Genomic DNA, 21,742 nt, shown 5'->3' with positions numbered 1-21,742 from the left:
TTTAGTTTCCCCCTACAATTTCTCTCAATTTTTCTTCAATTACATGTATGTCATCACCTAAAAGTGGACGTGGATCAATATCAAAGAATCCTTGTCTTACTCCGTAATCACGTGTATAAATTGCGATTTCCCCTTCGCGTAATGCAGTCACAACGTCTTTTGCTGATTTATTTAATTCATTCTCGTCAATATGAATACGAGCTCTAAAAATTGCTCTTCCCGCTTCATCTTGAACGATCGTTACATTTACACCGTTTAATTCTTTTAGCGGCATAAGTACTTGTAACAACTCTTTTTCTTGCTCGCTCTTATCTTCTTTTACTCCGTACTCATCAAGTGCTTGCAGTAAACCAAAAGTTGTTTCTTTCCCAACTTTCATACTTCTTCCAATGCAATGTAATTGCACTTTCAGCCACTCAATATATTTTCGTTTCCCGCCAACAATACCAGAAGTAGGTCCTTCAATTGCTTTTGAACCGCTATAAATGGCAAGGTCTGAATACTTCACATATTTTTGAATATCTTCTTCAGCTGCCGCATCAACGATAAGAGGGATGTTATTTCGCTGCGCAACTTCCCATGCTTCTTCAACAGAAATCATATTTTTTTGTACTGCATGATGGGATTTCACATAAAGAATCGCCGCTGTATTTTCACCAATCGCATCTTCAATATGCTCTGCTTTCCCTTCATTTGCGTAGCCAACTTCTACAAGTTTTCCTCCGCCTAAATAAATCATCGTTTCAACAGGAGCACCGTATTGAACGTTATGACCTTTTAACATAATCACTTCGTTTTTCGCGATGACCTCTTGATGAAGTCTTTCACTTTTACGGCGATTTCCTTCCGTCACGATTGCTGCGATAGAAAGCGCAATTCCGCTCGATGCTGAATTCACAACGACCGCTGCCTCTGAATCTAGAATTCTCGCAATATGATCTCCTGCTTTATCTACTAAATCAGCAATTTCCACATAATTTTGTCCCCCATGTTTCATTGCATCCATAACTGTATCTGTCGGAGCGGATACACCTAAAATACTCATTCTACCGCTCGCATTAATCACTCTTTTTAATCCGTACTTAGCATTCAATGAATGACCCATTGATTACAACCCCTTTCGTATCAATTCTTCTTTCAGCGATGCGCTGATCCCCTTCTGAATCAATTAACGTAATCTTCTCATCTTTCACCGTAAATAAAGTTAAATTTGCAATATCTCCTTCTTGAATACGGCCAAGCTCTGGTTTCTTAAGCCACTCTGCTGCATTTTTCGTCACCGCATCAATTACTTCTTCTAGCGAATAACCTAAGTAAAGGAATTTCGAAAGAACGTGAGCCATACTATACACGGGACCATGCACGCGATTCTTCCGGTAAATATCTGTACTAATTGTATTGAAGGCAATACCGTGACGCTTCGCTGCTTCTGCTACTTTAAAAGAAAAACTAGCATTACCGTGACCAACATCTAAATGTACGCCGCGATTCACTGCATCTAGTAACACAGGTAGCGGTTTGCCTTCTTCATCAAATAAATTATTTTCTTTCCCGTTTAAGTAATGTGTAACCACATCATCTTTTTCTAAAAGAGGTACAACTTCCTCAATGCGAGGAGGCGCTGAACCGATATGTACCATAATCGGTAATGATGTTTCACGGGATAAATCACGCGCTATATGAAGCGGTTCAATTCCGCTATCACAAACGACACTCTTACTCATTCTCGCCTTTAACCCAACGATTACATCTTTATACTTTTCTACTGCTTCTATTACTTTCTCTTTATCGATCCATTCCATATTGGATAATTCATCAATTCGTTTCAAACCGATGCGAGAAATATTTAAAAAGGCAAATAAATTCGTTTTCGCCTGCTCCCTACTTTTTACTAAATCTGCAATACGATCAGCTCCGCAGCTACCCGCATCAACAATTGTCGTTACCCCTTGCTTAACGCCAATTTCGTCCACCTCATCGCCATACGGATCAAACTCTGGAAAAGCATGAACGTGCAAATCAATCCAGCCACTCGATACGTAAGTACCTGAGTAATCAAGAACCTTTCCACCCTCACCAGCACCAGCTTTCGTCACCTGTGCGATTTTATTATTTTCAATTACAATGTCAATTTCTTCCCCGTTCACACGTTTCACGTTACGTAGTACGAATCGTTCTGTCATTGTACTTCCACCCTTTTCTATAAGAAGCCATAAGAATACGCTTACATTAAAGTTTCATTTTATATCTCTTTCACACGTTTAGCGTAACACAAAAAAAGAGAGAAGTAAATATAACGTTATAATGTTTAAGTCCCGATAATAGATACAATTATCATTTCGTAAATTTTATATGTTAAGATATTTTTAGTACATTGTGCCTCTGATTTTTCAAGACATTTCTCTATCATAAATAAAAAACCAAAAAGCACTTAAATTGATAGGCCTTTTGGTGATAGATAGATTTATAAAATGAAACTTTAATCAGTGTGGATTAGCCTTCACCAACTTTTGAGGTGGAAGCCTTACTGCCCACCAATAGCTGGCTAGAACTAAACAATTGAATTATTAATTAACCAATCAGTAAATAATTTATTTCCTTCACACTCATCTAGATCTTTTGTACGAACATGGAGAATTTCATATCCATACTTATCATAGAATGGATACTGAGAAAATTGATGATTTGATAAATCATCATAGTAAGAAATATCAAAATACACTACCCATAAATTTTCATTACATACTTTATAAGCTATAGCCTCATATGTAAAAACCTCTTCTATATCCCCGTAATAAAATAAATGCATATGAATCGAATCGTCAAAGTTATATTTTTTCATAGATATAAGCTCCTTAGACATTATCTAAAATATTTATGTGCACTAACATTAGGAGGACTATGATAATGTAAGATAGGACCTTTTCCATCAATATAATGATAATCTATGGCAAAAACTCGGTTACCAGTAGCTTTAGAACGTACTTGTATTATCATTCCACCCTTAGCTGCTTCTAAAATATATTGCTTCGGAGAATTGAGTGCCTTTTGTACATATGGACGCGCAACCGCCCAGGCTTTATCCGCAGCAGTTCTACCTACCTTTGAAACTAATACTCTTAATGCACCAAGAACAATAGCAGGCAATATCTCCTGCTTAACAACCAATTCGCCAGTAAAAGGATTTTTTTCAACAACAGATTCAACCCTTAGTTTACTTACTTCCTCCTCTAGTTGTAAAAAAACAGGGTCATTTACTAAAAAACCATACTCTTTTTCGAAATTTTCAAAATCGAAGTCAGAAGTATCAACCTTTGATAAATCAATGCCTAGATTGATTTCAGGGATATACTCCGTTACAATACCATCTTCTTCCGTTTCAATACTTGCATCAGCAATTGATGGTAAAGTAAAGCTCAGCAATAATGCAGCAGAAATCATCCCCGTGATAAATTTCTTTTTCATCTACCATTCTCCCTCCTAAATATATAACAGCAGAAAACAATAAAAATACATTTTTATTATCTCGCATTTTAAATAATAAAATATTAAGAAAAATTTAACTAGTCTATCAATAATCATCAATATTGGTTACTATCAATTTGTATAAAACAATTATTTAATGACATTTAAAATAAATCTCATAACTAATTCATTCGGTGCAAATATAGAGCAATTTATATAATTAATAATTCCTTTTCGTTCCTATTTCAAGTAATCGCCTTTATCAACTGCTTAAAAAGAATGGTCTTAAATCTCATCGATATAAGAAGGTACCATTTTTTATAATCCGATATTGTGTATAAAACAACGATAAAGCATAGACAAGTACCCAATAAAAAAATCGCACTTTAATAAGCTTTTTTAGCACCCCTACTTTTATTTGTTAGTTTAAAGACAATCCGATTTCGTATCCATTGATTTATTTCGCTAGCTTGATAGGCGGCCAATCATGAAAAAAAGCTATCTACTTCAGATAGCTTTTTCTCTATTCCTGAACCGTCACAATAACCCCATCCATATTATTCCCCGAAACTTCATACTGCTTATTCACCGGAACATTCACTGTCCTGTTCCCGGATACTTTATAATAAGAAACCGTATATTTCTTACCTTCCACATCGGTTGTGATTTCTTTTTTCTCTTTCAAGAAGTCTAAGTATTCCTCTAATGTCATTTTCTTTTTTTGCATAATCGCACTATGAGGTAAACCGACATAACGAATGTGCCACGGCTCATATTGAATGCCTGTAATATTGCTTTTATTTTTCGGATAACGTAAAACAAAGCCATGCTTCCATACGTTCTCTTCAATCCATTTTCCTTCAGGTGCTTTTTCCATTTTCTTTTGCGTCGATCCAACGTCCAGTGATAATCCTAAATTATGCTCACTGTATCCTGCTGGGAGTGCATAATTAGATCCCATGTCTTTATATAATTTACTTTGTTCTTTAAAATCTCTATACCCGCTATTCATTAAGAAATGTTGTACACCATCTTTTCCAGCCGCATCGACAACGTTCAAAAACTTTTTTACAACCTCCTTTGATAAACGAAGATTTCTATCAAATATTACGTAGCCTCTCACTAATTCACTACTGTGATTTACATTTATAATGTCAGACCTAATACTATCTTTTTTCACTGGGTAGTCTTTGTTAACTAATAATAGATCCCCTTTATAAATTTCTTCTTTTGTAACCTCTACCTTTTTCATATTTTCATTCTTTACTGCACTATTTTCCCCGCCGATTTTCACATCAATTTCTTTTTGAAATAACGGTGATATATAAACGCCTACACAGATTGTGCATGCGATAAAAAAAGAAATAAATACCCACTTTTTCATTTCTAGTTCCTCCTTAACGTAACTTACGTCTAGAATAGAAAAAACTATTAAAATAAAAAGTGGGATAAAGTTTAAATTTTTATTAAATTGTTACGTTCTCGTCTTTTGGCAATCTCACTTCAAACATTGTTCTAACTACATTACTTTCAGCAGAAATCGTACCGTTATGCTGCTCGATAATATTTTTCGCAATAAATAGCCCAAGGCCTGTCCCGCCACGATTCTCAGTTCTCGATTTATCACCTGTATAAAACATATCAAAAACATACGGTAAATCTTCTTCTGGAATGCTATCTCCGTAATTTATAACTTGTACGACAACTTCTCCATTATCGATATACCCATTCAGATCAACAAATTGCCCATCATATCCGTAACGAACAGCATTTGTTAACAAGTTTTCAAATACTCTAGCTAACAATTTTCCATCACCGTTAATCGGCAAATGAGAATCAACATTCAACCTAGCTTCTAAATGATGTTTTTCTAATAACGGATACAATTCCTCATCTAACTGTATAAGTAACTCACTTATATCAATCGGCTTTTTATCCAGCTTTAGCATGCCATAATTCATACGTGTAATTTCAAATAGCTCATCAATTAAACTTTCGAGCCTTTGCGATTTCGTATATGCAATTGTAGAGAAATGTTTAATTTGTTCCTTCGTTAAATTTTCATCTTTAAGAATTAAATCTAAATATCCTAACACGGATGTTAATGGTGTTCTTAAATCGTGAGCTAAGTTAACAATAAGCTGATCTTTACTACTTTCCGCAAAGTCTCCTCGTTCCACTGCTTCCCTTAATTTTTCACTCGCTACATTAATCTCACTTGCAATATATCCAAACTCATCATTTGATGAAACGCGCACTTCATTTGTAAAATCTCCGTTCGCCAAATGATGAATTCCATTTGAAATCTCATCAAAATATTTTAAATACGGCCTAGTAAGGAAGAAGAAAAACATAATGGACAGAGGTATGAAGATAATTAAAAAGAAATTAACATCCCCAATTTGTCTTATTATCGACCGGACTTGAGCTAACGGATCCTCAAAACGAACGACTAATTTATAATAGATCCGTAACCCTTCATAAATGATATACGTTACGCCAGCAGCACATATCATACTTAACGCAAATAGCATAACCATTTTCGAGCGAAAACTTCTCATCTTGTTAGCCATTGAAAGTATAACCTACTCCCCACACTGTTTTTATTAACTTATTCTTTCTTTTATCTTCCCCAAGTTTTTTCCGCAATGTGCGAATATGTACCATAACTGTATTTCCGCCTTCAAAATAATCATCGGCCCATACTTGCTGAAAAATATTTTCCACATTGTACACTTTCTTCGGGTGACTCGCTAATAAATATAAAATATCAAACTCTTTCGGTGTTAATTCAACTTGTTCTCCGTACACATTTACCGTTCTTCGCTCAGGATCAATCACGACTCCGCCTACCTCTAAAGCAGATTTATTCTCCTCTACTTTCGGCTGATTTAACGTAAGAAATCGGCGTAATTGTGCATTTACACGTGCGACTAATTCAATCGGTGTAAAAGGTTTCGTCATATAATCATCTGCGCCTAGCACAAGACCTGTCACCTTATCAAAATCAGACGTTTTCGCACTTAAGAAAATGATTGGCATATGATGCTTCGCCCGAATTTGGCGCGTCACTTCATACCCATCCATTTTTGGCATCATAATATCTAAAACCACTAAGTCGATTGGCTGCGTTTCAATAATATGAATTGCCTCTTCTCCATCAGCTGCTTTCACGACGTGGTACCCTTCTTTTTCTAAATGTATCTCAATTAAATCAGCAATTTCTGCCTCATCATCCGCTATTAAAATGGAAATGCGCTTCATTTTACTCCCCCTTTATACGCTCGATTGTAAACTAGTCTATCCAATTTGTACAATACGAAAAGGTTACCCGTTAGAGTAACCTTTGTAAATAAAATTATATCAGCGATTTTCCAAATATATCGACCATAACTGGAATTATATCGGCGATTTTTCAATTATATCGATCGTAACTCGAATTATATCGGCGATTATTAAAATATATCGACTTACCGACAATTAACGACAAAATCCTCTCGCTATTTTAAAGACTCCACTTACCGCTCAAAAACAATCCGCTGCTTCGTAATTTCCGCCAGTCTTCCGTGATCTACCTCATACTCAGCATCAACACTTTGCGGCACCATCACTTTTCCGCCCTCAAGCGTCACTGCCGGTGAAATAATATCCTTCTCCCAATGTCTACTAGAAGCGGATATATCGCCTGGAATCGTAAAGTTAGGCAATGAGGCGAGGGCAACATTTTGCGCTCGTGAAATCCCCATCTCTACCATACCGCCGCACCAAACTGGTATGTTATGCTCCATACAATAATTATGGATTTGGATTGATTCTGTTAATCCGCCCACTCGCCCTGGTTTAATGTTAACGATTTGGCAGCTGCCAAGCGTAATCGCAACGCGTGCATCTTCTAAACTATGGATACTTTCGTCCAAACAAATTGGTGTTTCTATTTTCTTTTGCAACTGTGCATGATCAAGAAAATCGTAATCCGCTAGCGGTTGCTCAATCATCATCAATTGAAATTCATCTAGTCGTTTCAGACTCTCCGTATCCGCTAATGTATACGCTGAATTGGCATCAGCCATTAACGGGATATGCGGAAACTCTTTACGTATTTCTTTTAATAACTCATAATCATGCCCTGGCTTTATTTTCACTTTAAAACGCTCGTATCCTTCTTCAGCGTACTTCTCGATTTGTTTTAACATAACCGGAATCGTATTAAGCCCAATTACAACACCGACTTCAATTTCAGCCTTCGTTCCGCCAAGCACTGTCGCTAACGATTTCTTTTGACGCTTCGCATATAAATTCCAGACAGCCCCTTCAATTCCCGCCTTTGCCATTCGGTTTCTTTTTATATGCTGGAACAAACTCGGCACTTCATTCGGATGAAAAATGTCAGCCTTTAATAAATCCGGTATTAAAAAATCTTGCAGTACATGCAGCGCGGTTTTCACTGTTTCTTCCGTATACCACGGTTCAGAAAACGCAACGACTTCGCCAACACCAATGCACCCGTCCGTATCTTCTAATTCAATGACGATACTTTCACGCTTTTCATACGTTCCGTAGCTTGCAGCAAACGGGATGACGAGTGGCATTTCCGTTATATGAAGTGTCGCTTTTTTTATCTCCACTTACATCTCCTCCACTAATTGTCTTAACTCTCGTCTTAACAATTTTTTCGAAGCATTTCGTGGTAACTCCTCTAAGAAACAAGCTTTTTTCGGCACTTTATATTTCGCTAATTTCTCCTCGCAAAAGTGAATAATTTCTTCTTCTGTTACTTCTCCATTTTTTACAACAAAAGCAGCGGGTACTTGTCCCCATTTATCGTCAGTCATGCCGACAACACCAGCTTCCGCTACCGCCGGATGAGAAAGTAACACTTCTTCAATTTGAGCCGGATATATATTCTCTCCGCCAGAAATAATTAAATCACTGCGGCGATCTAATACGTATAAAAATCCTTCTTCGTCTAAATAACCGAGGTCGCCAGTATGAAGCCATCCGTTTTGAATTGTTTCGCGCGTCGCATCTTCACGCTTAAAGTAACCACCTGTTACGTTCGGTCCTTTTACTACGATTTCGCCTTCTGTAAATGCCGGCACTACGACGCCATCTTTTTCAATACGAAGTTGGCACTGAAATAGTGGTTTTCCAGCTGATCCTACTTTCGTTAACATATAATCTGCGGACAACGTACAAATTTGCGAAGACGTTTCTGTCATACCGTACGTTTGATATACAGGAATTCCTTTTTCTACACACGTTTCTAATAATGGTTTCGGCGCTGGTCCTCCGCCAAGTAACATGCATCGTAAAGAAGATGGGTATGTCTCTGCCCCAAGTCGCTCTAATAAATCAGTTAACATTTTAGAAACGACAGAAATAATCGTTACACCTCTCGTTTGAAGTGCTTTATGAATAAAATCAGCATCATATTTCGGAACGAGTAAAATGCGCATGCCGTACATAATGTTTTTCATTAAAAGAGATAACCCGCCAACGTGGAACATCGGCATACAAGCTAACCAGCAATCATCATCACGAAGGCCTAAATTAAGCGAAGAGCCAACCGCGCTTGCCCAATGATTGCCGTACGTTAAAATAACGCCTTTCGGTTTGCCTGTCGTCCCAGACGTATAAATAATTGTCATTGCTTCTTCTAAAGAAAACTCTTCTTGTATAGAGGCTTCCTCTTTTGATCCATTCATCACTTCAGCGAATGAATATACAGGAATATCTTTAGCATCAAAGTCTTGATCTGTCACTAAACAAATAACTTCAGCATCATCCATTTGCCAAAGTAGCTCTTCTCTTGAAAGACGCGTATTTAAAAGCACAGCTACTGCACCTACGTAAGATAGGGCGTGAATAACTGTAATCATCTCCATACCATTTTTCATCAGAACAGCCACCTTTTGCCCACGTTTCACTCCTATATGTGTGAGGTGTTCACAAACAGATACTACTTTTTCATGCAGCTGCATAAAAGTAACTTTCTCTTCCTCTATTTCAATTGCAGTGCGATCTGGTGTTAAAAATGCACGTTGCATTAACCAATTTGGCATCGTCTCCATCACTCATTCTCCTTTCATGAAAGAAAGAGACTTGATATGACATCAAGTCTCTTAGTTGTTTTGTTTCCGGTTTGATCATTTGGTTGCGACTCACTTTGTGGGCGAGCTGCTTCCGTCTAAGAACCTTAGCCAACGAGGCTAAACAGTCGGCTCCGCTTTTGATCACGGGAAACGAGGGAATTGACCGAAGTCTGGACGGCGTTTTTCTTTGAACGCGTCGCGACCTTCTTTTGCTTCGTCAGTTGTGTAGTACAATAACGTTGCATCTCCAGCTAGTTGTTGAATACCAGCTAGACCGTCTGTGTCTGCGTTGAATGCAGCTTTTAGGAAACGAAGTGCCATTGGGCTGTTTGCTAAAATTTCTTCTGCCCATTGTACTGTTTCTGCTTCAAGTTGTTCTAATGGTACTACTGTATTTACTAATCCCATATCAAGTGCTTCTTGCGCGTTGTATTGACGGCATAGGTACCAAATTTCGCGTGCTTTCTTGTGGCCTACCATACGAGCTAAGTAACCAGCTCCGTATCCACCGTCAAAGCTTCCTACTTTAGGACCTGTTTGTCCGAATACAGCGTTGTCTGCAGCAATTGTTAAGTCACATACGATATGAAGTACGTGTCCACCACCGATTGCATAACCTGCTACCATTGCGATAACTGGTTTAGGAATTGCGCGAATTAGACGTTGTAAGTCTAATACATTTAAACGAGGGATTTGGTCGTCACCTACATATCCACCATGACCGCGAACTTTTTGGTCGCCGCCAGAACAGAATGCACGTCCACCTTCACCTGTTAAAATGATAACGCCAACATTTGCATCATCACGAGCATGTGCAAAAGCGTCGATTAACTCCATTACCGTTTTAGGACGGAATGCGTTATGTACTTCAGGGCGGTTAATCGAAATCTTTGCGATACCATTGTATGTTGAATAAATAATATCTTCGTAATTGCCTTCTTTTACCCATTCAATAGCCATTACAACTACCTCCTTGTATATTTCTGATCTCCTCTATAAGTGCAACTTCATTCTTAACTGAAAAAAGCATCACTGCATAGTTTTTAGAAATCCCTTTACTATTGTATCAAACTTTTCCGGTTGTTCCACATGAATTGCATGGCCAGCGCCATCAATTTTGACAAATTTCGCGTCAGAGACGCATTTTTCGATATTTTTTAATATGCGAAAGAACTTTTCATCATGCTCACCGTTCATTAAAAGAACAGGCATTTTTAAGTTTTGCAGCTCATTCCACCATGAAGGCTGAGCCCCTGTTCCCATGCCGCGCAAGCTATTTGCAAGCCCTTTTGGATTGTTAGCGAGTCGTTCTTTTCGCACTGCTTCTTGTACGTTTTGTGCTAAACTTTTTTGCGTTTCAAACAGCGGAATATTTTCCCACATCGATACAAAACTTTCGATGCCTTCTCGCTCAATTTTTTGAGCAAGTCGCTCATCTTTTTCACAGCGTTCTTTTCGCTCATCTTCACTTTCAAGCCCAGCTGTACAATTTTCTAATAAAAGAGAACGTACATATTCTGGATATAGACACGCCATCGTAATCGCCAGTCTACCGCCCATTGAATAGCCGAGTATGTGCGCCTTTTCAATATGAAGATAATCTAGTAGTTCTTTCATTTGCAATGCCGCATTTCGAATATCATAATGCGTCACATCTTCAGGACTTTCCGTTTTTCCGTGCCCAACAATATCTACTAAAATGACTTGAAACTGCTCGCTCCAAGAAGGAATGAAGGAACGCCACGTTTCCATACTTCCCGTAAAACCATGAAGAAGTAGAAGTGGTTCTCCGCTTCCGACTACTTCATATTCATACGATAAACCTTGCAGCGTTACGTTCATTTTGATTCACCTTGCAACGATGTAGTAATGACGTCCTGTGTTTTTGCCCATAACGTACGGTGCAACGTTAAGTTTTCATCACGGTTCGTACAAATTTCCACAACGTGTAAACCTTCTGTCGTCGTTCCTTTTTGTACCTCTTCACGGAATTGCTCCCAACCATTTACACGGCTAAATGAACCACCGTACATGTTGACAACATGCTCATAGTCAAGCCCAATTGGAGTTCCAAATAATGATTCGAAATGTTCCTTTTTCTCATATTGTGGTAAGAATGAGAAAATACCACCACCGTCATTATTTACAACAACAATCGTTATATTTAACTCATGTAATTTTGCGGCTAATAATCCGTTTAAATCATGATAAAATGATAAATCACCGATTACTAATACGAGCGGATCGCAAATCATGCTCGCTCCTAAAGCTGTCGAAATGATTCCATCAATCCCATTTACACCGCGGTTAGCCATCACTTGAATATTTTTATCCGATGTGAAAAAGAATGAATCTGTATCACGAATTGGCATACTATTACTCGCGAATAACGTTGCCCCTTCTGGTAATACGCGAACAATATCCGTAATGACTCTTCCTTCAAACGCAGTATCATATGTTTCCATTTCGCGAAGCGTTTCCTTCGTTTTTTCGTTTATATGTTGCCACATTTGGGACCAATCATTCTTTTTCATAACTGGCATTTTTTCTATTAGTGCACTGCAAAATGCAATATCACTTGCTTGGACAACTTCTGTTGCAACGAGAGCTGGATCTCTCCATTGTCCTGATTCATCAACAACGATATGAACAGCTTTCGTTTGTTTTTTGATGAACTGCGTTAATGCTTTCGAAACAGGCATACCACCGAAGCGAATTATAACTTCCGGCTTCCACGTTTCTTTTAACGGCTCATTTCGTAAAAATGTATCGTAACAGTCGATTACCATCGTTTTATCGTGGTGTCCACTACGAATGTTAGAAAGTGGATCCGCTAATATTGGATATCCCGTTTTTTCAGCTAGTTGCGTTGCAAACGTTGCGATTTCTGAATGACTATCATCTCCACAAATAATAAGCCCCTTTTCCATATGTGAAAGGCGCCCTACAAGAGAATCTACATATTCACTCGGCATCACCGCATTCCCTCGCTGAACTACTCCTGTATATTCTCCGCGTCCTTTATCCCATAAACTTTCTAATGAGAAGTCCGGGATAAGCGGTTCACGAACTGGAAAATTAAGATGAACAGGTCCTTGCGGTGCTAAAAGCGCGCTCGCTATCATGCGCTGCGTTGTCATGCGAGCGTAATGATACATCGCCTCATTCGCTTCTGGAAGTGCCATCTCTGTAAATTGCTTCACAAACGTGCCGTATAAATTAATTTGATTCATCGCTTGTGGTGCACCGACATCTCTTAATTCATGCGGTCTATCTGCCGTTAAGACGATAAGCGGCACTCGCGAATGAAAAGCTTCACATACAGCTGGATAATAGTTCGCTGCAGCCGTTCCTGACGTACATAATAATGCAACAGGACGTTTTTTCGCTTTTGCGATACCGAGCGCAAAAAATCCTGCAGATCTTTCATCTACATGTAAATATGTGTTCATTCCTTCATGTTGTTCCATTAGTAGAGCAATCGGCGTTGACCGTGAGCCTGGACTAATGACAACATCACATACATTTAGACGCGTCAGTTCATCCACGAACGCGCCTAAATAATATGATAATGCTTCTATATGATTGTTCATTTCATTAATTCCTCCAAAGCACCAAGCATCGGTCTAAACTTCAAACTTGTTTCTTCATATTCAAGTTGTGGTACTGAATCAATTACAATCCCGCAACCGGCGAATAAGGATGCTTTCTCGCCATTTAATAATCCGCAGCGAAGTGCAACCGCAAATTCACCATTTCCTTCATCATCTATCCAGCCAATCGGTGCACCATATAATCCTCTGTCTAACAATTCAACATCACGAATCAGTTTCATCGCTTCCAAACGAGGTGTCCCGCCAAGAGCTGGTGTTGGATGTAATTCTTCTACCATTGTTAAAAGACTCGCATCGCCTTTTGCCTCTACAGGCGTATATAAATGAATTAAGTTTTTCGTTGTTAATAAGCCCGGACTTTCCGGAATATTAACAGATTCGCAGTGCTCATTTAATACAGACCTGATCATGTTCACAACATAACCGTGTTCAGCTAAATTCTTTTCATCATGAAGAAGCGCATCACTATTTCGCTTACTTTCTTCTATAGATTGACCATGACCAGTTGAACCAGCAAGACACATTGAAGTAAACTTCTCATCTTCTTTGCGAATTAATCTCTCTGGCGTCGCTCCTAAGAAGCATGCTCCTTTATAATCAAAAGAAAATACGTAACAATCTGGTTGCCCAATGCGAAGTGCTTCTAAAACAAGCGCAGAATCAATATGATGATCCATCTCTACTTTTAGCTCCCTCGCTAATACAACCTTCTGCACGTTCCCCTGCTTCATCTCATCTTGCACTTTCTCAATAGCCTTCATCCAGCCTTTCGGATCCACTTCTACTTTAGAAGTAACTGTTAATTTCGATCCTTCTAGTGCACATTTACTCTCCTCCAAAATTTTCTCTTCTAAAGAAACAATTTCGTTATAAAGAGTTTCTGCACAATCTGTTGCTGAAACGAATGTATTCATTGTTAACCATGCTTTTTCATTTTTTACAGTTAATAAAAATGCTGGTAGTGAAAATGTCGTATCATCAAATTCTTTCCATAAGTCTGTTTTCTCTTTTTCTTGGTCAAATGAAAATCCACCAAATAAAAGAGGACCTGTTCCGAATTCATATTTTTCTCTTTGTACAAACGATTTCTCTTTTACTTTATCCCACTCGTCACGAGCAGTTTGAAAGCGTTTGTGAGAAGCAGTTGCTATAGTGAAAACAGAACCAATTCCAGCAAATATTACATGCTGAGCTGGGTCTGCAAAATAACATCTATTTTCGAATGAGATCCTTTTTCCTGCTGCATAAAACAGAAGTGGATCCATCCAGTCTATTTGTTTTACAAAACTAACCAATATTTTTTCATCAGTTGCATGCTTAATGGCTGCACTTAGAACTTCCTGCAAGCCTTTTTGTTTCGTTTGAATCACAATTGTCTCCCCCCTATGGGCGAAAAATAGTCATAATTACGCTTGATTTTAAGATACACCTCAAACGAAAGGCCTGTCAACGTTTAGCATTTCTGAGAAATTCACCTTCTCTTCCTAGAAAATAAACGTTGACACTAAATGATGCTTTTTCTACACTTAGTTGTGTACAATATGTGACCAAAGGAGGATTCAACATGGAAATGAACGTCGAAACGAATTCCTCTCCTACGGCGCCAAAGCCAAGCAAGCAAACAGGCTGGCGCATTTGGTGGAGTTTACTACGTCCCCATACATTAACAGCAGCTTTCGTTCCTGTTTTCATCGGAACAGCCTATGCAATGCAGGTCGGAGGTATAAATCAAATACATCTCCCTCTTTTCCTTATAATGCTTCTTGCTTGTCTTCTCATTCAGGCAGCAACAAACATGTTTAATGAATACTTTGATTATAAAAGAGGACTTGATCACGAAGGTTCAGTTGGTATCGGCGGCGCTATCGTTCGCGATGGCATTCAGCCAAAAACAGTGCTTAACTTAGCATTTGGATTTTTCGGCATCGCAATACTATTAGGTGTTTATATTTGTATGAATTCTAGCTGGTGGCTTGCTGCAATCGGTCTTGTTTGTATGGCCGTTGCTTACCTTTATACGGGTGGCCCACTTCCCATTGCCTATACACCATTTGGAGAGTTAACAGCCGGATTATTTATGGGTGTCATTATTATCGGGATTTCATTCTTTATTCAAACTGGAACTATAACATCAGAAGTCGTTTTACTATCTATTCCAAGCTCCATTTTAATTGGTGCCATTTTACTAGCCAATAATATCCGTGACTTAGATGGGGATAAAGAAAACGGTCGTAAAACGTTAGCAATTCTCGTTGGACGCGAGCGAGCAGTTGGTGTACTTGCTTCTATGTTCATCGTTTCCTACATTTGGACAATTGCTTTAATTATCGTCGGCATCGTATCACCATGGATGCTTATCGTATTTTTAAGTGCACCGAAAGCATATACAGCGACGAAAGGCTTTATCGGCAAAAGCATTCCAATGGAAATGGTACCTGCGATGATAGCAACAGCAAAAACAAATACAATCTTCGGTCTCTTAATGGGAATCGGATTATTACTTGGATATTTCCTTTAAAAGGAGCTGCTAATGCGGCTCCTTTTTCATATACCAATTTCAGCTCATAATTCCTACTCGCAACGCTCATACTATGTAAAGAAACTGAATTGTAGGAAGGTGGACGACTATGTTAACTCCACAACAAATAAATCAATTTAAATCCGTTTTAGAAAAACAAAAGCAAGAACTAGAACAAACGATACAAACACATGAAAATGAAGATCGTGCATCTGAACGCGATTCCGTTGGCGAATTATCTAGCTATGATAACCATCCAGCTGATATGGCAACAGAGCTATATGAACGCGAAAAAGACTTCGGACTTATTGAACTTTGGCATAAACAGCTAGAGGATACGAAACATGCCTTGCAAAAAATAGAAGCGGGTACGTACGGTATTTGTGAAGTGTCTGGTGAAGAAATTCCATTTGAAAGATTAGAAGCAATGCCAACCGCTACAACATGCGTTCAGCACACGACAAGTAAGTTAAATATGAATACACGACCAGTTGAAGAAGAAGTATTGTCTCCTTCTTTCCACAAACATGATGAAGATCATTCTGTTGAGTACGATGCAGAAGATGCATGGCAAGATGTTGCCAATTACGGAACATCTGAAACACCATCTGATTTAGAAAGACAAGATTCGAAAAACTATAACGGCATGTACGTAAATAGTGAAGAAAACGTAGGCTACGTAGAGGATTTCGAAAACTTTATCGGTACAGATATGTACGGAAAAAATCCGCAAGTTTTCGCTACGGAAGAACATGAAGAATATGAGCAAATGCTTGATGACTTTGAAGAGCGTACCTTTAAGGGCGAATTGTCTTCAAATGAGTCGAGTTCCAAAGAATAAAAAAAAGCATTCCGAAAATCGGAATGCTTTTTATCGCTAGCTAATTAGTTTTTTGTAACGTTAGCAGCTTGTGGTCCACGGTTACCTTCAACGATTTCGAAAGAAACTTCTTGACCTTCTTCTAAAGTTTTGAATCCGTCACCTTGGATAGCTGAGAAGTGAACGAATACATCGTCTCCACCTTCAACTTCGATGAAACCGAAACCTTTTTCGCTGTTGAACCATTTAACTTTACCTGTTTGCATGTCATGTACCTCCTAAATAAAAATGAAACTATGAATCCACATGAAAAGGTGGATATAAAGGACATGAATGTATAACAAGCTTACAGCCTTTAATTCAACGTGCTTTATTTCCGTACCACATTATGTAGCTCAATAGTGACTTCACTATATCACGCTATATCCAAAACGTCAAATGAGAACACTTTCATTCCATTATTTTTTTATAATTTTAATATAATGTTGAACTTCCATATTCATATTTTATCTCGCTATTTGTGGACTGCTCGATTGGTGAGAGCTGACAACCAATCTTGAGTGCTCCCACTTTATTTGAAAATTAACAAAACTAAAGTATTCTAATCCTATTAAATTCTGTACAATATAAATATCTATTACATACGAGGTGAAAAAAATGAGAGCACATGAAATCGAGTATAAATTATACGGCGATGATATGCAGTTTGTTGAAATTGAGTTAGACCCAGAAGAAAGCGTGATCGCAGAAGCTGGTGCAATGATGATGATGGAAGATTACATAGAAATGGAAACAATCTTCGGCGATGGTTCTGGCCCATCTGGAGGTTTATTCGGAAAATTAATGGGCGCTGGTAAGCGTCTCGTGACAGGCGAAAGCATGTTTATGACTGTATTTACAAATACAGGTCACGGCAAGCGTCACGTATCCTTTGCTGCTCCGTATCCGGGTAAAATTATTCCTGTAGATTTAACAGAATATCAAGGAAAAGTAGTTTGTCAAAAAGATGCATTTCTTTGTGCCGCAAAAGGCGTTTCTATCGGAATCGAGTTTACGAAAAAAATCGGAACTGGTTTCTTCGGCGGTGAAGGTTTCATCATGCAGAAACTTGAAGGTGATGGACTTGCTTTCATGCATGCAGGCGGAACTGTATATAAGCGTGAACTAAAACATGGCGAAAAACTTCGCATCGATACAGGTTGTCTCGTTGCCATGACAAAAGACATTAACTACGATGTCGAGTTCGTTGGAAAAGTAAAAACAGCTCTATTTGGCGGCGAAGGTTTATTCTTCGCAACGTTAGAAGGACCTGGAACAGTTTGGATTCAGTCCTTAACACTTAGCCGCTTAGCAGCACGTCTGACAAGCCCAGCAGCGCAAAGCACTGGTGAAGGCAGCGTTTTAGGTGGGCTTGGTCGTTTATTAGATGGGAAAGAGTAACAAGGGCCCTTATAGGGCTCTTGTTATTTAGGTGGACTATACAAACCACTTTGAATCATATAATACTCCATCGCTTCGTTAAGCCACGCCTCTTCTTCTTCCGTATAAGGAGATGGCATCATATTATTATATTGTTCTTGTGCATTCTCTAATTTTCCTAAAGCATACACTCCTCCTAACAGTATGTTTACAAAAATCATACTCCCTCACGTAACTGTAGGTTCAAGCTTTTTTTCTAAAAGAATGAATCAAGTCCCTCACTGCATATATTGAACTATACCTTTTCTTAAGGAGGCTCCCTTAATGCGTACTCCTTTATCCTTTGATAAAGATACCGCCATACTGTTAGCTTCTTGTTGTGAGTTAACATATGAACAATATAAACAAAATGGGATTTTTGAAATACCAGATGGTTTTCAATATGTACAAGGCTTTCAAGGAAAAACCATTCAAACGACAGAATGGTTCGGATTCATACTAGAATCTGAGGATACCGTTATTGTAGCTTTTCGCGGGACACAAACAGATACAGACTGGATTATCGATTCACTCGTTAACCAAAAACCATATCCATATGCTTTAAATAGCGGAAATGTCCATAACGGCTTTCTTTCCATTTATGAATCTTGCCGAGATTCTATTATGGATATGCTCGTATCGTTACCAGCCCATAAGAAACTCCTTGCAACCGGTCATAGCTTAGGCGGCGCACTCGCTACACTACATATACTCGATGCGCGTATAAACACTGCCTTCGCACAGTACGGTCTGTATACATTTGCCTCCCCAAAAGTGGGAGATATTGCATTTCGTAATTATTATAAACTACAAGTAGCTAGTAGCTTTCGTTTCGTCAACTTATTTGATGTCGTTCCACTTCTTCCTCCTCGAAACATAAATTTTAATGACCAAGACTGGGAATATGCACACGTTCATCACAACATGACTTTTACAAAAAACACAAAATCTATTACAAATAATCATGCCATGACAACATACAAAACATGTCTGACTTCTCATTTTTAACCAGTAAACAATTGGAAATTAAATATCCTTATACTATAATAATATATGAAGTTACTTTTGGATGAGGGGACCTTACATGCTAAAATTTATCTTTGCACTTTTTCTCATTGTAATTTTTACGTTTACAGGTTTCTTTACATTTTCATACTTTGCGACAGGAGAATATGGTGGAACGGGTGTAATATATACTGCGATCCCATTTCTTTCTTAAGCAAAAAAGAAAACCGAGCTTAATGAGTTTAAGCTCGGTTTATTTATTAGTGTCAATTTTTGTCGGTAAATCGATATATCTTAAAAATCGCTGATATAAATTTCATATAATCTTTTCCAACGTAGCAATCTCTTTAAATTTGCGTAACTGTATTACCAATACCCCAAATCTCATTACTATACTGTAAAATCGTTCGATCGCTCGCAAAATGACCAGATTGTGCAATATTTAAAATCGACATTTCGAGCCACTTCGTTCGGTTCTCATAAGCTCTACCAACAGCTTCTTGCTTTTCCGCATATGGGCCAAAATCTCGCAGAACGAAATATTCATCATTTTGAATAACGAGAGAATCGTAAATTGCTTCAAATTCAGCTCCCGACTGTGCAAAGAAACCATTCGTTAACTGGTCTACTACCTTCTTAATGTGCCCATTGTGGTGATAATAATCACTTGCACGATATCCACCATTTTGATAGTAATGAAGAACCTCTTCGGCCGTTAAACCGAAAATGAAACAGTTATCATCGCCGACTCTATCTTTTATTTCAATATTCGCTCCGTCTAACGTGCCGAGCGTAATCGCACCATTCATCATAAATTTCATATTGCCTGTTCCGGATGCTTCTTTACTCGCTGTTGAAATTTGTTCACTTACATCAGCCGCTGGGAATATATCTTCCGCTACAGACACTCGATAGTTTTCTAGAAAGATAACTTTCATATATTGGCTTACGTACGGATCGTTATTCACTTTCCTTGCAAGTTCATTTATTAATTTAATAATTTTTTTCGCATAGTAATAGCCAGGTGATGCTTTCGCTCCAAAAATAAAAGTACGCGGATAAAATGTAAAACTAGCATCCTCTTTCAAACGGTTATACAAATATAAAATATGAAGAACATTTAATAATTGTCGCTTGTAAGCATGTAGCCTTTTTACTTGCACATCAAAAATAGAATTAGGATCAATTGTAATCCCCATTGTATTATGAATGCGCGCTGCTAAAATCTCTTTGCGCTCTTGTTTGACCTCTGCAAATTTCTCTTGGAAACTCGCATCGTATTGAACTAATTGTAGCTCTTGAAGCTTAATCGGTTCTTTCTTCCACTCTGTTCCAATCGCCTCTGAAATAAGATTCGTTAGCTGTGGATTCGCCTTCATTAACCAGCGTCTATGAGCGATTCCATTCGTTTTATTATTAAACTTATCTGGATAAAACTCATAAAACAATCGCATTTCACGCTGCTTTAAAATTTCTGTATGAATTTTTGCTACACCATTTACGCTATGACTACCGACAATTGCTAAATGAGCCATTTTCACAAGATCATGCGCAATAATCGCCATCTCTTCAATACGATGCCATTCATACGGATAACGCTCCCAAAGTTCATGACAGAAACGTTCATTAATCTCTTCAATAATCATATAAATTCTCGGTAATAACGGTTTAAAAATGTGAATTGGCCACTTCTCAAGCGCTTCTGATAACGTCGTATGATTCGTATAAGAAATCGTTTGCGTCGTTATGTGCCAAGCTTCTTCCCATGCTAGTTTTTCTTCATCTAATAAAATACGCATCAGTTCTGGAATCGCCAAAACTGGATGTGTATCATTAATATGAATCGCAATTTTCTCATGTAATTGACGAAGGTCACCATATCTTTCTCTATGCATACGAACGATATTTTGCAAGCTTGCTGATACGAGGAAATACTGTTGTTTCAAACGAAGTATTTTCCCCTCATCATGCGTATCATCTGGATATAAAAACTCCGATACCGCCTCTGTTTCACGCTTATATTTCAAAATATCTTTGCAATTTTGCGGGAAAGGAACTGGTTCCGCATTCCAAAGTCTAAGTGTATTTACAGTACTCGTCTCATAACCTACTACCGGAACGTCATATGGTACGGCCATAATTACTTCTGCATTTGTATGCCTGAATTCTAAACGCCCATCAATGTAGAGCGGTTCAACATTGCCGAAATAACTTACTTCTACAGCTTGATCATGCCTTCTTACTTCCCATACATTTTCATGAAGAAGCCACTGTTCTGGAAATTCAACTTGATAACCATCAACAATTTTTTGATCAAATAAGCCGTGTTTGTAACGAATTCCGCACCCATGACCTGGTAAGTTTAAAGATGCAAGTGAATCAAGGAAACAGGCTGCTAATCGTCCAAGTCCACCATTTCCAAGACCTGCATCTGCTTCCACCTCTTCTAATTGTTGCAACGAAATTCCAAGCTCAGAAAGCCCTTGCTCACATACATCCTTGATGCCTAAATTTAATATGTTACTTCCAAGCAAACGCCCAAGTAAAAACTCAATGGATAAGTAATACATTTGCTTTCGCTCTCCAGACCGATAACTTTCATTCGTTGCAATCCATTGACTATTCATATACTCACGCACCATGTACCCAAGCGTATTGTATTGATCACGAGTTGTAGAGTCTTTGAAACTTTTACCATACATCGTCTCTAACTTTTCTAGAAAAGCTGATTTGAAACTTTCAACATGAGTAAACATTTCTTCACCACCTA

General features: G+C 38.2%; 20 protein-coding genes and 2 pseudogenes. 6 read left to right on the top strand and 16 right to left on the bottom strand.

The genetic code is table 11. The features are described 5' to 3' along the window. Position 1 precedes the first annotated feature (1 nt). From LMD38_RS02630 to LMD38_RS02615, 4 genes are all read right to left on the bottom strand, one after another. Positions 2-1,105 carry a DgaE family pyridoxal phosphate-dependent ammonia lyase gene (locus LMD38_RS02630; RefSeq protein WP_061182740.1) on the bottom strand — a complete coding sequence of 368 codons (1,104 nt, stop codon included), beginning with the start codon at positions 1,103-1,105 and terminating at the stop codon, positions 2-4. Further along, a complete protein-coding gene (locus LMD38_RS02625; RefSeq protein ID WP_062822595.1) occupies positions 1,083-2,183 on the bottom strand; it encodes an amidohydrolase/deacetylase family metallohydrolase in 1,101 nt (366 codons plus the stop codon). The genes LMD38_RS02630 and LMD38_RS02625 overlap by 23 nt, the downstream gene beginning before the upstream one ends. Before the next feature lie 368 nt (positions 2,184-2,551). Continuing rightward, positions 2,552-2,842, bottom strand: coding sequence for a DUF3986 family protein (locus LMD38_RS02620; RefSeq protein WP_061182738.1), 291 nt, complete (start codon positions 2,840-2,842; stop codon positions 2,552-2,554). A 20-nt stretch (positions 2,843-2,862) separates the two neighbouring features. Then, positions 2,863-3,465, bottom strand: coding sequence for a hypothetical protein (locus LMD38_RS02615; protein ID WP_000726227.1), 603 nt, complete (start codon positions 3,463-3,465; stop codon positions 2,863-2,865). A gap of 198 nt (positions 3,466-3,663) precedes the next feature. Here LMD38_RS02615 and LMD38_RS28785 point away from each other — a divergent pair. Continuing rightward, positions 3,664-3,855 (top strand): annotated as a pseudogene (locus LMD38_RS28785) (hypothetical protein); the annotation flags it as partial. Between the two features lie 133 nt (positions 3,856-3,988). On the opposite strand, the gene LMD38_RS02610 reads toward LMD38_RS28785, so the two are convergent. The 9 genes from LMD38_RS02610 to LMD38_RS02570 form a co-directional block, all read right to left on the bottom strand. Continuing rightward, a complete protein-coding gene (locus tag LMD38_RS02610) occupies positions 3,989-4,849 on the bottom strand; it encodes a M15 family metallopeptidase (protein WP_061182737.1) in 861 nt (286 codons plus the stop codon). 82 nt (positions 4,850-4,931) lie between these two features. Further along, positions 4,932-6,038, bottom strand: coding sequence for a HAMP domain-containing sensor histidine kinase (locus LMD38_RS02605; RefSeq protein WP_062822593.1), 1,107 nt, complete (start codon positions 6,036-6,038; stop codon positions 4,932-4,934). Further along, positions 6,031-6,729: a response regulator transcription factor gene (locus LMD38_RS02600; RefSeq protein WP_016718776.1), complete on the bottom strand. Its 699-nt coding sequence runs from the start codon at positions 6,727-6,729 to the stop codon at positions 6,031-6,033. The genes LMD38_RS02605 and LMD38_RS02600 overlap by 8 nt, the downstream gene beginning before the upstream one ends. A 254-nt stretch (positions 6,730-6,983) precedes the next feature. Further along, positions 6,984-8,090 (bottom strand): o-succinylbenzoate synthase, encoded by a 1,107-nt coding sequence (gene menC / locus LMD38_RS02595; protein ID WP_062822592.1) that lies wholly within the window; start codon positions 8,088-8,090, stop codon positions 6,984-6,986. Next, complete coding sequence (locus LMD38_RS02590; RefSeq protein WP_142238288.1) at positions 8,091-9,536, bottom strand: o-succinylbenzoate--CoA ligase; 1,446 nt, start codon at positions 9,534-9,536, stop codon at positions 8,091-8,093. Between the two features lie 162 nt (positions 9,537-9,698). Beyond that, a complete protein-coding gene (menB, locus tag LMD38_RS02585) occupies positions 9,699-10,517 on the bottom strand; it encodes a 1,4-dihydroxy-2-naphthoyl-CoA synthase (RefSeq protein ID WP_000963874.1) in 819 nt (272 codons plus the stop codon). A gap of 69 nt (positions 10,518-10,586) precedes the next feature. Next, positions 10,587-11,399 carry a 2-succinyl-6-hydroxy-2,4-cyclohexadiene-1-carboxylate synthase gene (gene menH / locus LMD38_RS02580; protein WP_001103341.1) on the bottom strand — a complete coding sequence of 271 codons (813 nt, stop codon included), beginning with the start codon at positions 11,397-11,399 and terminating at the stop codon, positions 10,587-10,589. Further along, positions 11,396-13,150, bottom strand: a complete 1,755-nt coding sequence (menD, locus tag LMD38_RS02575) for a 2-succinyl-5-enolpyruvyl-6-hydroxy-3-cyclohexene-1-carboxylic-acid synthase (protein WP_062822590.1) — start codon at positions 13,148-13,150, stop codon at positions 11,396-11,398. The genes menH and menD overlap by 4 nt, the downstream gene beginning before the upstream one ends. After that, on the bottom strand, positions 13,147-14,541 hold the full coding sequence (locus LMD38_RS02570; RefSeq protein ID WP_000616755.1) for an isochorismate synthase: 1,395 nt from the start codon (positions 14,539-14,541) through the stop codon (positions 13,147-13,149). Before LMD38_RS02570 ends, menD begins: the two co-directional genes overlap by 4 nt. A 194-nt stretch (positions 14,542-14,735) precedes the next feature. Between LMD38_RS02570 and LMD38_RS02565 the strand changes: the two genes are divergently transcribed. Together LMD38_RS02565 and LMD38_RS02560 are read left to right on the top strand one after the other, a co-directional pair. Then, positions 14,736-15,689, top strand: a complete 954-nt coding sequence (locus LMD38_RS02565) for a 1,4-dihydroxy-2-naphthoate polyprenyltransferase (RefSeq protein WP_228920170.1) — start codon at positions 14,736-14,738, stop codon at positions 15,687-15,689. A 109-nt stretch (positions 15,690-15,798) separates the two neighbouring features. Beyond that, positions 15,799-16,530 (top strand): yteA family sporulation protein, encoded by a 732-nt coding sequence (locus LMD38_RS02560; RefSeq protein ID WP_062822588.1) that lies wholly within the window; start codon positions 15,799-15,801, stop codon positions 16,528-16,530. A gap of 44 nt (positions 16,531-16,574) precedes the next feature. Here the strand turns inward: LMD38_RS02560 and cspD are convergent, their stop codons facing one another. Beyond that, complete coding sequence (gene cspD / locus LMD38_RS02555) at positions 16,575-16,775, bottom strand: cold-shock protein CspD (protein ID WP_001193054.1); 201 nt, start codon at positions 16,773-16,775, stop codon at positions 16,575-16,577. Between the two features lie 391 nt (positions 16,776-17,166). Here cspD and LMD38_RS02550 point away from each other — a divergent pair, with 391 nt between their 5' ends. Further along, the gene (locus tag LMD38_RS02550) at positions 17,167-17,949 is read left to right on the top strand and encodes a TIGR00266 family protein (RefSeq protein WP_001201255.1); all 783 of its coding nucleotides are present in this window, start codon (positions 17,167-17,169) and stop codon (positions 17,947-17,949) included. A 23-nt stretch (positions 17,950-17,972) separates the two neighbouring features. On the opposite strand, the pseudogene LMD38_RS02545 reads toward LMD38_RS02550, so the two are convergent. After that, positions 17,973-18,119 (bottom strand): annotated as a pseudogene (locus LMD38_RS02545) (MerR family transcriptional regulator); the annotation flags it as partial. 133 nt (positions 18,120-18,252) lie between these two features. Between LMD38_RS02545 and LMD38_RS02540 the strand changes: the two are divergent. Both LMD38_RS02540 and LMD38_RS28580 read left to right on the top strand, forming a co-directional pair. After that, a complete protein-coding gene (locus LMD38_RS02540) occupies positions 18,253-18,975 on the top strand; it encodes a lipase family protein (RefSeq protein WP_001260123.1) in 723 nt (240 codons plus the stop codon). A gap of 76 nt (positions 18,976-19,051) precedes the next feature. After that, positions 19,052-19,186 (top strand): hypothetical protein, encoded by a 135-nt coding sequence (locus LMD38_RS28580; RefSeq protein ID WP_000911074.1) that lies wholly within the window; start codon positions 19,052-19,054, stop codon positions 19,184-19,186. Positions 19,187-19,319: 133 nt separating this feature from the next. Here LMD38_RS28580 and glgP read toward each other — a convergent pair whose 3' ends face one another. Continuing rightward, positions 19,320-21,728 (bottom strand): glycogen phosphorylase, encoded by a 2,409-nt coding sequence (gene glgP / locus LMD38_RS02535; RefSeq protein ID WP_016718783.1) that lies wholly within the window; start codon positions 21,726-21,728, stop codon positions 19,320-19,322. Between the last annotated feature and the right edge of the window lie 14 nt (positions 21,729-21,742).

Source organism: Bacillus pacificus, from assembly GCF_020861345.1.
Taxonomy (GTDB): domain Bacteria; phylum Bacillota; class Bacilli; order Bacillales; family Bacillaceae_G; genus Bacillus_A; species Bacillus_A pacificus.
Note: the sequence above shows the minus strand (reverse complement) of the source record. Positions and strands in the feature narration are given on the sequence as shown.

Excerpts from the sequence above, each read along its gene's own strand:
- menD (WP_062822590.1), bottom strand. The coding sequence starts at position 13,150 with ATGAACAATCATATAGAAGCATTATCATATTATTTAGGCGCGTTCGTG.
- LMD38_RS02550 (WP_001201255.1), top strand. The coding sequence starts at position 17,167 with ATGAGAGCACATGAAATCGAGTATAAATTATACGGCGATGATATGCAG.
- LMD38_RS02610 (WP_061182737.1), bottom strand. The coding sequence starts at position 4,849 with ATGAAAAAGTGGGTATTTATTTCTTTTTTTATCGCATGCACAATCTGT.
- LMD38_RS02630 (WP_061182740.1), bottom strand. The coding sequence starts at position 1,105 with ATGGGTCATTCATTGAATGCTAAGTACGGATTAAAAAGAGTGATTAAT.
- LMD38_RS02540 (WP_001260123.1), top strand. The coding sequence starts at position 18,253 with ATGCGTACTCCTTTATCCTTTGATAAAGATACCGCCATACTGTTAGCT.
- menH (WP_001103341.1), bottom strand. The coding sequence starts at position 11,399 with ATGAACGTAACGCTGCAAGGTTTATCGTATGAATATGAAGTAGTCGGA.
- LMD38_RS02625 (WP_062822595.1), bottom strand. The coding sequence starts at position 2,183 with ATGACAGAACGATTCGTACTACGTAACGTGAAACGTGTGAACGGGGAA.
- menB (WP_000963874.1), bottom strand. The coding sequence starts at position 10,517 with ATGGCTATTGAATGGGTAAAAGAAGGCAATTACGAAGATATTATTTAT.
- cspD (WP_001193054.1), bottom strand. The coding sequence starts at position 16,775 with ATGCAAACAGGTAAAGTTAAATGGTTCAACAGCGAAAAAGGTTTCGGT.
- LMD38_RS02605 (WP_062822593.1), bottom strand. The coding sequence starts at position 6,038 with ATGGCTAACAAGATGAGAAGTTTTCGCTCGAAAATGGTTATGCTATTT.
- LMD38_RS02590 (WP_142238288.1), bottom strand. The coding sequence starts at position 9,536 with ATGGAGACGATGCCAAATTGGTTAATGCAACGTGCATTTTTAACACCA.
- LMD38_RS02620 (WP_061182738.1), bottom strand. The coding sequence starts at position 2,842 with ATGAAAAAATATAACTTTGACGATTCGATTCATATGCATTTATTTTAT.
- LMD38_RS02600 (WP_016718776.1), bottom strand. The coding sequence starts at position 6,729 with ATGAAGCGCATTTCCATTTTAATAGCGGATGATGAGGCAGAAATTGCT.
- glgP (WP_016718783.1), bottom strand. The coding sequence starts at position 21,728 with ATGTTTACTCATGTTGAAAGTTTCAAATCAGCTTTTCTAGAAAAGTTA.
- LMD38_RS02615 (WP_000726227.1), bottom strand. The coding sequence starts at position 3,465 with ATGAAAAAGAAATTTATCACGGGGATGATTTCTGCTGCATTATTGCTG.
- LMD38_RS02560 (WP_062822588.1), top strand. The coding sequence starts at position 15,799 with ATGTTAACTCCACAACAAATAAATCAATTTAAATCCGTTTTAGAAAAA.
- LMD38_RS02565 (WP_228920170.1), top strand. The coding sequence starts at position 14,736 with ATGGAAATGAACGTCGAAACGAATTCCTCTCCTACGGCGCCAAAGCCA.
- LMD38_RS28580 (WP_000911074.1), top strand. The coding sequence starts at position 19,052 with ATGCTAAAATTTATCTTTGCACTTTTTCTCATTGTAATTTTTACGTTT.